The sequence below is a fragment of the Pseudorhodoplanes sp. genome (assembly GCF_050250235.1).
Classification (GTDB): Bacteria; Pseudomonadota; Alphaproteobacteria; order Rhizobiales; family Xanthobacteraceae; genus Pseudorhodoplanes.
Map to the genome: position 1 here is coordinate 1 of NZ_JBFWPA010000156.1, position 12,138 is coordinate 12,138.

Sequence of the window (12,138 nt, forward strand, 5' to 3'; positions counted from 1 at the left end):
AGGGTGAGCGTGAACCGCGACGCTGCGGCATGCCTTCATCGTCGATGGCAGGCTCCGTCGGGGGATCGTAGACGGATGGGCGGCGCGCGCCGGCGGAAGCCGCGCGCACATCGGCGGTTGCGGGCTCGTACGTTGCGGCGCGCCCGCTGCCCCCGGTGCCAAGCTGCTGCGGCAGGATGGACAGCGGCGCGCCGTTCGCGCGCGTGCCCGCCTGCGTCGGCGCCAGCGGCTGACGCCGAACGGCAGACGGCCGCGTCGGATTGGCATATCGCGGCTCGTCGCCGGGATCGGACGCCGTGACAGGCGGTGCGGCGCTTCGTGGCGCAGCGGTCACGGGCCACCGCTGCGGTCCCGCATTCGGTATTTCGCCGGGCGGCCGCAGACCGGAATAACCCAGCAGTGGCGCGTCTCCGAGCGCCGCCACCTTGAACGGAAAATCGGCGCCGCACATGCCGGGACCATTGATCGGTTCGATACGCACCAGCGTGCCGGTTTCCTTGAGGGCTCCCGACTTCATGCAGGCAAGCTCGGCTTCCTTCCGCCATGGCTCGCGCTGCGCGAAATAATGCCCGGCGCAGCCGGCCAGAAGAACCAGGCCGGCTCCGGTAACGCACATACGCCAGTGATGACACAGCGCCCGCAACATGAAGCGAACAATGCGAACGACATTGTTAACGGGTCATTCACCGGCGTGCAGCGGTATTCATTATCGTTACCCGACCGTAACCAGACGGCCTGGCGCGCCCTTTCCAACGAGGAAGGAAGCCGGCAATCTCCGGTCAGGTGCCGGGGAGATTCAGATGGAATGGCGGGTGCGCGCACTCACGGCCGCGCTGATGACGATCGTGATGGTAGCGCTCGTGACCTTCGTTGCGACCTTCCTCGCACTCGGGCTCGATCCCGAATTCCTGGAGCAATGGGCCAAGGCATTTGCCGTGGCCTGGCCGATCGCGGCCGCGACCGCTTATCTGGTCATGCCGACGGCCCGTCGGCTGGCAGAGCGGCTGGTGGGCCGCTGAAGCGCGACGAATATGTGGAAAAAAGTCGATATTCAACCCTTGATTGTACCTGACCGAGAGCGGCCACGACAGGAAAATCAAACACTTAGCGGGTGCCCCACGCCCTGTGAAAAAATATTTTATCGAATATTTTCAGACGCTTACTGACGATCTGACCACCTTTTCCAACATCGGGGCGGCACTTCGCCGCGCCAGCGGCGTTCAGACCTTCGAGCGGGTTCCGCGATCTGATATGATGAGTTCATGACAGCGAAGGGAGGCCTTATGGACCTTTCCTTGAAACTCAACTTCCTGGCTGTCCTTGCCGTGTTCGCGTTCGTGAGCGCGGTTCTGCTGGGAGCGTTCTGAGGTTCTTGGAGTTTTGCTATAAGACCAACAATCGCCGCAGGCGTAGTGAGCGGCCTTGAGTTCAGAAGACACCGGAGCGGCGACAAGCCCTCCGGTGTCTTGCTTTTCGGAGCGCCCGCCTAAGCCGCCCGCGCCTTCTCGGCAGCGCCCGGATTATAGTTGAGGATCGGCGCCAGCCAGCGCTCGCATTCGGCCACGCTCCAGCCCTTGCGCCGCGCGTAATCCTCGACCTGATCGCGCTCGATCTTGCCGACGCCGAAATAATGGCTCTGCGGATGGCTGAAATACAGCCCGCAGACCGAAGCGCCCGGCCACATCGCAAAGCTTTCGGTGAGACTGATGCCGATGCGCTCGCCCTCGATCAGCCTGAACAGCGTCTCTTTCTCCGTGTGGTCGGGCTGCGCCGGATAGCCGGGCGCCGGCCGGATACCCTGATAGCTCTCGGCGATGAGCTCGGCGGGCGTGAATGTCTCGTCCGGCGCAAAGCCCCAGAATTCCTTGCGCACGCGCTCATGCAGATGCTCGGCAAATGCTTCGGCGAGGCGGTCGGCCAGCGCCGACATCATGATGGCCGAATAATCGTCGTTGGCGCGTTTGAACCGCGTGGCGATGACATCCTCGCCAATACCCGCCGTCACCGCAAAAGCGCCGACATGATCGACCGGCGCACCGTCCGACGGCGCCACGAAGTCCGCGATCGACACATTCGGCCGCCCGTCGCGCCGCGCGATCTGCTGGCGCAGCCCGTGCAGCGTCGCAATCTGCGAGCCGCCCGTTTTGTCGAAGACGCGGATATCGTCTCCGTCACGCGCCGCCGGCCAGAAGCCGATCACCGCGGAGGCCTGCACCCATTGCTCGTCGACGATCTGCTTCAGCATGGCCTGGGCGTCGGCGAACAGCGAACGCGCCGCCTCGCCGTATTTCTCGTCGTGCAGGATCTGCGGATAGCGCCCGGTCAATTCCCAGGTCGAGAAGAAAGGCGTCCAGTCGATGTAATCGACGAGCTTCGCCAGCGGGTAATTCTCGAACACCCGGGTGCCGAGAAAGCTCGGCTTCGCTGCGAGCGCCACCTCCGGATCGAGGCTCAGCGACTTGGCGCGCGCTTCCGCGAGCGTCAGCCGCTTCTTGTCGTCCTGGCCGCGCGCGTGAGCCGCGGCAATCTGCGCATATTCCGCGCGCGTGGTCTCCACATAGGCTGCGCGCCCGTCCTTCGACATCAGCGACTGTGCAACGCCGACCGCACGGCTCGCATCGGTGACATAGACCGCCTGGCCCTTGTTGTAGTTCGGATGGATTTTCACCGCGGTATGCACGCGGCTGGTGGTGGCGCCGCCGATCAGGAGCGGCAGATCGAAATTCTGCCGCTCCATTTCGGCGGCGACATGACACATTTCGTCGAGCGAGGGCGTGATCAGGCCGGACAGCCCGATGATGTCGACCTGCTGCTCCCGTGCCGTCTCAAGAATCTTCGCCGCCGGCACCATCACGCCGAGGTCGATCACCTCGTAATTGTTGCACTGGAGCACGACGCCGACGATGTTCTTGCCGATATCGTGCACGTCGCCCTTGACGGTCGCGAGCAGGACCTTGCCGGCCGAATTGCTCTGGCCCCTGTCGTTCGATGCCTTCTCCTCTTCCATGAACGGCATCAGATAGGCCACCGCCTGCTTCATCACCCGCGCCGACTTCACCACCTGCGGCAGGAACATCTTGCCGGAGCCGAACAGGTCGCCGACCACGTTCATGCCGTCCATCAGCGGCCCTTCGATCACATCGAGCGGACGCTTCGCGGCCTGCCGCGCTTCCTCGGTATCGACCGTGATGAAATCAGTGATGCCGTGGACGAGCGCATGCGAGAGCCGCTTGCCCACCTGCCAGCTGCGCCAGGCGAGATCGGCCTCGGTCTTCTCGCGGGTCTGGCCGAAGAAGCGCTTGGCGATCTCGAGCAACCGCTCGGCCGCGTCCTCGCGGCGGTTGAGCACCACGTCCTCGCAGGCCTCGCGCAATTCCGGATCGAGGTCGTCATAGACCGCCATCTGCGCGGCGTTGACGATGCCCATGTCCATGCCGGCATGAATCGCATGATACAGGAACACCGAGTGCATCGCCTCGCGCACCGGCTCGTTGCCGCGGAACGAGAACGACAGGTTCGAGACGCCGCCCGACACATGCGCGTGCGGCAGCTTCTCGCGGATGAAACGCGCCGCCTCGATGAAGGCGACGCCGTAATTGTTATGCTCCTCGATGCCGGTGGCGACCGCGAAGATGTTTGGATCGAAGATGATGTCTTCCGGCGGAAATCCGACCTGATTGACCAGGATGTCATAGGCGCGCTCGCAGATCGCGGTCTTGCGCTCGATGGTATCGGCCTGGCCCTGCTCGTCGAACGCCATCACCACCACGGCGGCGCCATAGCGGCGCACGATCCTGGCGTGATGGATGAAGGCCTCTTCGCCCTCCTTCATCGAGATCGAATTGACGATGCACTTGCCCTGCACGCATTTCAGGCCGGCTTCCATCACCTGGAACTTGGAAGAGTCGATCATGATCGGCACCCGCGCGATGTCGGGCTCGGCCGCAATCAGATGCAGGAAGGTGACCATCGCCTTCTCGGAATCGAGAAGCCCTTCGTCCATGTTGACGTCGATGATCTGGGCGCCGTTCTCGACCTGCTCGCGCGCGATGGCAAGGCCGGCGGGGTAGTCGCCGGCGGTGATCAGCTTGCGGAACTTGGCGGAGCCGGTGACATTGGTGCGCTCGCCGACATTCACGAACGGGATGGCGTCGGTCAGCGTGAACGGCTCAAGCCCGGACAGCCGCAGCCGCCGCTCGATCACCGGGATCGCGCGCGGCGCCTTGTCGGCCACCGCGAGCGCGATTGCCCGCATATGCTCGGGCGTCGTGCCGCAGCAGCCGCCGACGATATTGACGATGCCGGAGCCGGCGAACTCCGAAAGCAGGCCCGCCATGTGCTCCGGGCTTTCGTCATAGAGTCCGAACTCGTTCGGCAAGCCGGCATTCGGATAGGCACAGATCAGGGTATCGGCGACGCGCGACAATTCCGCGATATGGGCGCGCATTTCCTTGGCGCCGAGCGCGCAGTTCAGCCCGACCGACAGTGGCGCGGCGTGCCGGATCGCGTTCCAGAACGCTTCCGGGGTCTGGCCTGCGAGCATGCGGCCGGACAGATCGGTGATGGTTCCGGAGATCATCACCGGGATTTTCTCGCCACGCGCTTCTTCCAGCTCTGCGATGGCATAAAGCGCGGCCTTGGCGTTCAGCGTGTCGAAAATGGTCTCGACCAGCAGGATGTCGACGCCGCCTTCAAGCAGCGCCGCCGCCTGCTCGGCATAGGCCGCCTTCAGTTCGTCAAAGGATACGGCACGAAAGCCCGGATTGTTCACGTCGGGCGAAATTGACGCGGTGCGGTTGGTCGGACCCATCGCGCCGGCGACGAAACGCTGGCGCCCGTCGCGCTTGTGCGCGCTTTCTGCGGCGTCGCGCACCAGCTGCGCGCCGACCCGGTTCAGTTCGGGGACGAGGCTCTCCATGCCGTAATCGGCCTGCGCGATCACGGTCGACGAGAAGGTGTTGGTCGACACGATGTCGGCGCCGGCCTGGAAATAGGCCAGATGGATTTCGCGCACCGCGTCCGGCTGCGTCAGGATCAGCAGATCGTTGTTGCCGCGCACGTCATGCTGCCAATCCTTGAAGCGGGAGTTGCGGAACGCGGCCTCGTCGAAGCGTCGCTGCTGCAGCATCGTGCCCATGCCGCCGTCGAGCAGCAGGATGCGCTCGGCCGCGAGGGAACGGAGGAGGGTTTCGGTTTTTGAGGGCGTTATGGACATCTGCGGCATACTCAGTGCGGTTCCCTCTCCCCTTCGGGGAGAGGGTTAGGGTGAGGGGGGACCGGTGTCAGTTTGTTGAGGGAGTCGAGAACGCTTTCGACAACACCATCGGTGTTCGCGAGGACATCATGGTTCCAGAAGCGCAGAACTAGATAGCCCATCGCCTCCAGTTCTCGTGTGCGAACAAGATCGCTTGTCTCCGTGTGTTGGCCTCCATCGACCTCAACAATGAGCCGCGCGGACTCGCAGCAAAAGTCCACGACGTAGTGATCGAGAGGCATCTGCCGGTGGAATTTCAATCCAGCGAGGCGGCGGTCTCGCAAGCGGAACCATAGCTTGCGCTCGGCGTCGGTCTGACCGCGCCGGAGGTTGCGAGCAATGGCCACGTTTCGCGTCACAACCCCTCACCCGCCCGCGCTTCGCGCGGGCACCCTCTCCCTATGGGAGAGGGAAGGGAACAGCGCGCCCCGGAATGACCGGAGAACATCACGCCGCGACCTTCTCCGCCGGGCGCAGCCCCAGCATGTGACAGATCGCGAAGACCAGGTCGGCGCGATTCATCGTATAGAAGTGGAAATCGGTGACGCCGCGGTCGGCGAGGTTGAACACTTGTTCGGCGGCGATGGCGGCGGCGACCAGCTTGCGCGTCGAGACATCATCATCGAGCCCCTCGAAGCGCTCCGCCAGCCAGTTCGGGATGAAGGTGCCGCAGCGCTCGGCGAAGTTCTTCACCTGCCTGAAATTCTGCACGGGCACGATCCCGGGCACGATCGGGATGTCGATGCCGCGCGAGCGCACGCGATCGACATACTGGAAATAGAGGTCGTTCTCGAAGAAAAACTGGGTGATGGCGCGCGTCGCGCCCGCATCGACCTTGGCCTGCAGCATGTCGAGATCGACATTGCCATGGCGCGAATCCGGATGCTTCTCGGGATAGGCCGAGACCGACACTTCGAAATCGCCGATGCGCTTGATCCCGGCAACGAGCTCGGCCGCATTCTCGTATCCGCCCGGATGCGGCGCGTAGGGTGCCCCGAGGCCGCCGGCCGGATCGCCGCGCAGCGCCACGATATGCTTCACACCGATGTCGCGATAATTGCGCACCACCGCGTCGACCTCGTCACGCGTGGCATCGACGCAGGTGAGATGCGCCGCCGGCGTAAGCGCGGTCTCCTCGAGGATGCGCTTCACCGTGGCGTGGGTGCGCTCGCGGGTGGAGCCGCCCGCGCCATAGGTCACCGATACAAAATGCGGATGCAAAGGCGCGAGCCGCTCGATCGCGTCCCAGAGCGAACGCTCCATCTCCTCGGTCCTGGGCGGAAAGAACTCGAACGACACCCGCAGCGACTTGCCGCGTCCGTTCACCAGCCGGCTGACCCGCTGTGGCGCGATGTTGGTCATGCAACCTCCTGACGCCCGGCCATCCGCACCCGCCGGTCCTGTGCGAGCCAGAGCGACACCGCGATCTTGCCGTCGGTGCCGCGCTCCGGCGCGATGCTCTTGTGCATGGTGACGTCGAGGCCCGAAGCGGCGAGCCATTGCGACATGGTGTCCGGCGAAAAGCCGAGCCTGCGATGCGCATGCTCCTCGCGCAGGAATTCGAGCTCGTGCGGCGCGAAATCGACGATCAGCAGGCGCCCGGACGGGGCCAGCACGCGCGCGGCCTCACGGATCGCGCGCGCGCCGTCGTCGAGATAATGCAGCACCTGGTGGATGATGATCACGTCGAAGGAATCGCGCGGCAGCGACAGGTCGTAGATGTCGCCCTGCCGCACGCTGCAGTGACGCAAGCCCGCGCGCTCCAGCCGCGCCCGCGCGAGCAGCAGCATGTCGAGCGACATGTCGATGCCGAGCCCGCGCTCGATCTGCGCGCCGAACAATTCGAGCATGCGCCCGGTTCCGGTACCGAGATCGAGAAGCGAGCGAAACGGCTTGTCTGCAAGCGCCTTCACGATCGCCTGCTCGACCGCCTCGTCGGCGGCGTGCAGCTTGCGGATACGGTCCCATTCGGCGGCGTGCTCGCGGAAATAGCTCTGCGCCGCCACCGCGCGGGCCTCGCGCACCGCCGCCAGTCGTTCGCGATCCCGGCCGATGACCGGGTCGGCCGGATCGAGCCGCTCCACGATCATGCGCGCGACGTCCGCCGCATCGCCGGTTTCGGCGACCCGGAAGAACGCCCATGCACCCTCGCGATGGCGCTCGATCAGGCTGGCTTCGGACAGCAGCTTGAGATGGCGCGAGATGCGCGGCTGCGACTGGCGCAGGATTTCGGTGAGATCGGAGACGGTCAGCTCGGCTTCGGCGAGCAGCGCAAGGATGCGCAGCCGGGTACCCTCCGCCACGGCCCGCAGCGCGTCATGCATGGTCTCAAAGGCCAGCGGCCCGGTCATTCCTGCATCCCAAAGATCAATTCGATATAAGGATATCTTTATACGGTAATTCGATGGGCGCAAGCCCACATTGTGGGCGACCGTTAACTTTTTGTGTCGGGAACGACCGGTCCGCACCGCTTCAAAGGAGTGAATAGCGCGTGGCCCGCGCTCTGAAATTTGCTTAAACGCGCCTGATGAGCCCTGACCTGAACGCCGAGACCGCCCCTTCCATCCGCCCCGGTGAAGTCGCGGTCGACCTGCCCGCGACCTTTGACGCCGGCCTGTATTTCATCGGCCGCATCCGCACGCCCTGGACGAAGCGGGAGGACTGCCCAAAGAACGCGGGCGAATCCGACACCGTCTGTACCATCGAGCTCGACGAGCGTTACGCCGCCGCGCTGGACAAGGTCGAGACCTGCACGCATCTGATCGTGCTCTACTGGATGGACCGCGCGCGCCGCGACCTCGTGGTCCAGACCCCGCGCCATTACGGCGACGGCCGCGGCACATTCGCATTGAGATCGCCGGTGCGGCCGAATCCGATCGCGCTCAGCGTCGTCAAACTTCTCAAGGTCGAGGGCACGCGGCTATCGATCCAGAACATCGACTGCCTGGACAACACGCCGCTGCTCGACATCAAGCCCTATTTCGCTTCGGTCGACTCCAGACCGGACGCAGCGGTCGGCTGGCACCGGGACCGCGCCAACGAGGCGAAATAGACCACACTCGCCCTGGTTATCGAGCACACGCCAACCAGCAGGGCATGAGTGATTCTGGTCCGCTCGGTCTCGCGCAGCGTCACCGCGCGGCCCCGGTAGAATTCGATGTCGAGCGCTCCGTTGCCATGTCTGCGGATGATGCCGTCCACCTTGCGCTCCCGTCCGGCTGACACGCGAATGATGCGGGCTGCAGGACCGGGCCGCCATGTCCGCGGCTCTACAAGACTTTGCCGGAACGCTACCGGGCCTTGACGGACTTTGCCGCCGCTCTGAAAGTCCTTGCTCGAACACTCTCGTCGCAGTCCAGGGGTGGCGCGGTGGATGTCCTGTCGGAAGTGCTGCGCGTGGTCAGGCTCTCGGGCGTGGTGCATTTCCGTGCCGAATTCACCCGGCCATGGTCGATCATTTCGTCGCCACCGGAAATCCTGACGACGCGCCTCATGCCGGGCGCGGAATCGGTGACGCCGTTCCATGTGATGAGGGCGCTGCATTGCACGATCGGGCAGGTTTCCCGACATGCCGCTTGAGGCCGGAGACGTGATCGTGTTTCCGCGCGGCGATCAGCACATACTGACAAGCGATCCGCACCTGAGCCCCAAACCGATCAAGGACATCTACCGGAGGCCCTCCGCCGACGAGGTCGCCGTCGTTCGGCATGGCGGCGGCGGCGAGGAGGACGGCTTCATCTGCGGCTTCCTGCATTCGGACCAGCGGTTCGGACCGTTGCTCGGATCGCTGCCGGCCGCGATGTGCATCCGCGCGCGCGGCGAGAGGATCGAGCTGGAAACCTTCACACCGGACAGCCGCCATGTTCACATTATCAGCGATCACGGCGAGGTCGATTGGTGGCGGGCGACATTGCGCTATTTTCAGAACGAGACTGAGCGCGCGGGACCGGGAAACCATGCGGTGCTGGCGCGCCTGTCCGAGCTGATGTTCATGGACGTGATGCGCTGGCAATTGCGCGCGCTGGCCGACGGTCGTACCGGCTGGCTTGCCGGGCTGAACGATCCGCAGGTCGGTCGCGCGCTCGCACTCCTCCATGCGCAGCCGTCGCAGGCATGGACGGTCGAGGAATTGGCCGACCACGCAGGCATTTCACGCGCAGCGCTGGCCAAGCGGTTCGTGGAACTAGTCGGCGAGGCGCCGATTCAGTATCTTGCCGGCTGGCGAATGCACCTCGCGCGGCAGATGCTGAGGGAGTCCACGCTCGGCATCGGCGAAATCGCCGGACGCATCGGCTACGAATCCGAGGCGGCATTCAACCGTGCGTTCAAGCGCGCAGTCGGCTCGCCGCCCGCGCAGTGGCGCCGGGGCCCTGCCGGACTGGAGGGCTGAGCAGCATTGAGTGTCCGTCGGCGCGCTTGAGATTGTCGCCCGCGTACGGCATGCAACGCTCGCCGGACCCGCTTTCCCCGGCCTGGGAGACCCGACATGCGCCTGCGTTCGTCCATCACGCGCGACGGCATCGACCGAACGCCGCACCGCGCCTTTATGCGCGCCATGGGGCTCGACGACGCGGCGATCGGAAAGCCGATGATCGGCGTCGTCTCGATGAAGGGCGAAACCACGCCCTGCAACATGACGCATGGTCCACAGGTCGAATGGGCCAAGCAAGGTGTGGAGGCCGCCGGCGGCACGCCACGCGAATTCACCACCATTTCGGTATCGGACGGCATCGGCATGAACCACGAGGGCATGAAGTTCTCGCTGGTCAGCCGCGAAGTGATCGCGGATTCGATCGAAGCCGTGATGCAGGGCCATGCCTATGACGGGCTGATCGCCTTCGGCGGCTGCGACAAGACGCTGCCCGGCGCGATGATGGGCATGGTGCGCGTCAACGTGCCCTCGGTGTTCGTCTATGGCGGGGCCGCCCTGCCCGGCCGCTTCGGCGGCCGCGACGTCACCGTGCTGGATTCCTACGAGGCGGTCGGCGCGGTGCAGACCGGCCAGATGAAGGAAGCAGAGCTGAAAGTGCTGGAGCGCGTCGCGATCCCGGCGATCGGCGCCTGTGCCGGACAATTTACCGCCAACACCATGGCGATGGTGTCGGAGGCGCTCGGCCTGACCGTGCCCAATTCTGCAATGATCCCGGGTGTCTATGCGGAACGTTCGGCGATTGCCCAGCGCGCCGGCCAGATCGTGCTGGATATTCTCAAGCGCGGCGGCCCGCTGCCGCGCGATCTCGTCACCCGCAAGTCGATCGAGAATGGCTGCGCCATCGTGGCCGCGACCGGCGGATCGACCAACGCGGCGCTGCATCTGCCCGCGATCGCGAACGAAGCGGGTGTCGCGTTCACACTCGATGATGTGGAGGCCGTATTCGCGCGCACCCCGCTGATCGGCGATCTGCGCCCGGGCGGGCGCTTTCTTGCGAAGGACGTACACGACATCGGCGGCGTCTCCATCATCATCCGCGAACTGATCCGCTCCGGCCACATGCATGGCGACGTGCTGACCGTCACCGGCCGCACGCTGGCGCAAGAGCATGACGGCGCGCCCGACCCCGACGGCGAGATCGTGCGGCGGGCGGAGAATGCGATCCGTCCCGATGGCGGGCTCGCAGTGCTGAAGGGCAATCTCGCGCCGGACGGCGCGCTGCTCAAGGTCGCGGGCCTCAAGTCGCTGGTGTTCGAGGGCATCGCCCGGGTGTTCGACGGCGAGGACGCCTGCACGGCTGCGGTTCGCAAGCGCGACTATCAGGCCGGCGAAGTGCTGATCATCCGCTACGAGGGGCCGAAGGGCGGGCCCGGCATGCGCGAAATGCTCGGCACCACTGCGATCATCTACGGCCAGCAGATGGGCGAGAAAGTCGCCCTCCTCACCGACGGCCGCTTTTCAGGCGCGACGCGCGGCATGTGCATCGGACATATTGCTCCGGAGGCAGCCGTCGGCGGCCCGCTGGCGCTGGTGCAGAACGGCGACCGCATCCGCATCGACGGCGCTGCGCGCACGATCGATGTGCTCATCGACGACGCCGAGATGCAGCGCCGCAAGGCCGCGTGGACACCGCCAAAGCCGCGGCATGCAGCGGGACTGCTCGCCAAATATGCGCAGCTGGTCGGTCAGGCCGACAAGGGCGCGGTCACCCATGCGGGCAAGGCGGAGTGGCCTGAGGCTTAGCTAGCAAACTAGCGTGAGACTCGTGTCCCGGATGCGGTGCAGCACGAAGTGATGCACCGCTAAGCCGGGACCCAACGGGTAGAGTGGGTCCCGGGTCTGCAGAGCACCGTTTCACGCTGCGCTGCGCCCGGGACACGATACCGGTTACTCCATCGGCGCGACGATCTTCGGATGCTTCAGTGTCGAGGCATCGAGCTTCTTGGAGATCGTCTTGTTGTCGGTATAGACATCGAACATCGCCTGGATGCCGGCGAAGTTCGGCGCCGCCCCCGGCTCGCGCGCGAAATCGTTCGGCTTGAGCAGATAGGTCTCAAGCGCCGCCACCGGCGCCTTCATCACCTCGTGCACGACCTGGATGGTTTCCGGCCGGTTCGCCAGCGCCATCTTCATGGCGGCGGTGATGTCCTTCACATACGCGGTGACCAGTTCCGGATTCTTCTCCACGAAATCCTTCCGGCAGGCCTCTACGATATGCACGATATTGGGCAGGGCATCTGCGAGCGCGAACAGCTTGCGCGTGCCTCCCTTGGCTTCGGCGCGCGCCGCGAAAGGCTGCACCATGTTGACCGCATCGACGCGGCCCGAGCGCAGCGCGTTCTCGGACAGCGCAAAGCCGACTTCGACGAGCTTGATGTCCTTGTCGGGGTCGAGCCCGGCATTGCGCAGCACCATGTTGAAAGGAGCATGTGTGCCGCCGCCGACGACACTG

General features: G+C 65.0%; 10 protein-coding genes and 2 pseudogenes. 6 read left to right on the plus strand and 6 right to left on the minus strand.

The window, feature by feature from the left end; translation table 11 throughout:
* A pseudogene (locus AB7F49_RS33840) lies at nucleotides 1-646 on the minus strand (hypothetical protein); the annotation flags it as partial.
* 154 nt (nucleotides 647-800) lie between these two features.
* Between AB7F49_RS33840 and AB7F49_RS33845 the strand changes: the two are divergent.
* Together AB7F49_RS33845 and AB7F49_RS33850 are read left to right on the plus strand one after the other, a co-directional pair.
* Nucleotides 801-1,019, plus strand: a complete 219-nt coding sequence (locus tag AB7F49_RS33845; protein ID WP_428530479.1) for a DUF2798 domain-containing protein — start codon at nucleotides 801-803, stop codon at nucleotides 1,017-1,019.
* Nucleotides 1,020-1,062: 43 nt separating this feature from the next.
* Entirely contained in the window at nucleotides 1,063-1,266 is a 204-nt protein-coding gene (locus AB7F49_RS33850) for a hypothetical protein (protein WP_428530481.1), read from the plus strand.
* Between the two features lie 220 nt (nucleotides 1,267-1,486).
* On the opposite strand, the gene metH is transcribed toward AB7F49_RS33850, so the two are convergent.
* From metH to AB7F49_RS33870, 4 genes are all read right to left on the minus strand, one after another.
* On the minus strand, nucleotides 1,487-5,215 hold the full coding sequence (metH, locus tag AB7F49_RS33855) for a methionine synthase (protein WP_428530483.1): 3,729 nt from the start codon (nucleotides 5,213-5,215) through the stop codon (nucleotides 1,487-1,489).
* Between the two features lie 11 nt (nucleotides 5,216-5,226).
* Nucleotides 5,227-5,613 (minus strand): endonuclease domain-containing protein, encoded by a 387-nt coding sequence (locus AB7F49_RS33860; RefSeq protein ID WP_428530485.1) that lies wholly within the window; start codon nucleotides 5,611-5,613, stop codon nucleotides 5,227-5,229.
* A gap of 88 nt (nucleotides 5,614-5,701) precedes the next feature.
* Complete coding sequence (gene metF, locus AB7F49_RS33865; protein ID WP_428530487.1) at nucleotides 5,702-6,616, minus strand: methylenetetrahydrofolate reductase [NAD(P)H]; 915 nt, start codon at nucleotides 6,614-6,616, stop codon at nucleotides 5,702-5,704.
* The gene (locus tag AB7F49_RS33870) at nucleotides 6,613-7,605 is read right to left on the minus strand and encodes an ArsR/SmtB family transcription factor (protein ID WP_428530489.1); all 993 of its coding nucleotides are present in this window, start codon (nucleotides 7,603-7,605) and stop codon (nucleotides 6,613-6,615) included. Before AB7F49_RS33870 ends, metF begins: the two co-directional genes overlap by 4 nt.
* A gap of 176 nt (nucleotides 7,606-7,781) precedes the next feature.
* On the opposite strand from AB7F49_RS33870, the gene tsaA reads away from it, so the two are divergent.
* From tsaA to ilvD, 4 genes and pseudogenes are all read left to right on the plus strand, one after another.
* A complete protein-coding gene (gene tsaA, locus AB7F49_RS33875) occupies nucleotides 7,782-8,306 on the plus strand; it encodes a tRNA (N6-threonylcarbamoyladenosine(37)-N6)-methyltransferase TrmO (RefSeq protein ID WP_428530491.1) in 525 nt (174 codons plus the stop codon).
* Between the two features lie 365 nt (nucleotides 8,307-8,671).
* Nucleotides 8,672-9,209 (plus strand): annotated as a pseudogene (locus tag AB7F49_RS33880) (cupin domain-containing protein); the annotation flags it as partial.
* A gap of 45 nt (nucleotides 9,210-9,254) precedes the next feature.
* On the plus strand, nucleotides 9,255-9,644 hold the full coding sequence (locus tag AB7F49_RS33885) for a helix-turn-helix transcriptional regulator (RefSeq protein ID WP_428530497.1): 390 nt from the start codon (nucleotides 9,255-9,257) through the stop codon (nucleotides 9,642-9,644).
* Between the two features lie 96 nt (nucleotides 9,645-9,740).
* Nucleotides 9,741-11,429, plus strand: a complete 1,689-nt coding sequence (gene ilvD, locus AB7F49_RS33890) for a dihydroxy-acid dehydratase (RefSeq protein WP_428530493.1) — start codon at nucleotides 9,741-9,743, stop codon at nucleotides 11,427-11,429.
* A 144-nt stretch (nucleotides 11,430-11,573) separates the two neighbouring features.
* On the opposite strand, the gene AB7F49_RS33895 is transcribed toward ilvD, so the two are convergent.
* Nucleotides 11,574-12,138 (minus strand): ABC transporter substrate-binding protein (locus AB7F49_RS33895; protein ID WP_428530495.1); only part of this gene is annotated, 565 nt, incomplete at its 5' end.

Excerpts from the sequence above, each read along its gene's own strand:
- metH (WP_428530483.1), bottom strand. The coding sequence starts at position 5,215 with ATGTCCATAACGCCCTCAAAAACCGAAACCCTCCTCCGTTCCCTCGCG.
- tsaA (WP_428530491.1), top strand. The coding sequence starts at position 7,782 with ATGAGCCCTGACCTGAACGCCGAGACCGCCCCTTCCATCCGCCCCGGT.
- ilvD (WP_428530493.1), top strand. The coding sequence starts at position 9,741 with ATGCGCCTGCGTTCGTCCATCACGCGCGACGGCATCGACCGAACGCCG.
- AB7F49_RS33870 (WP_428530489.1), bottom strand. The coding sequence starts at position 7,605 with ATGACCGGGCCGCTGGCCTTTGAGACCATGCATGACGCGCTGCGGGCC.
- AB7F49_RS33885 (WP_428530497.1), top strand. The coding sequence starts at position 9,255 with ATGCGCTGGCAATTGCGCGCGCTGGCCGACGGTCGTACCGGCTGGCTT.
- AB7F49_RS33845 (WP_428530479.1), top strand. The coding sequence starts at position 801 with ATGGAATGGCGGGTGCGCGCACTCACGGCCGCGCTGATGACGATCGTG.
- metF (WP_428530487.1), bottom strand. The coding sequence starts at position 6,616 with ATGACCAACATCGCGCCACAGCGGGTCAGCCGGCTGGTGAACGGACGC.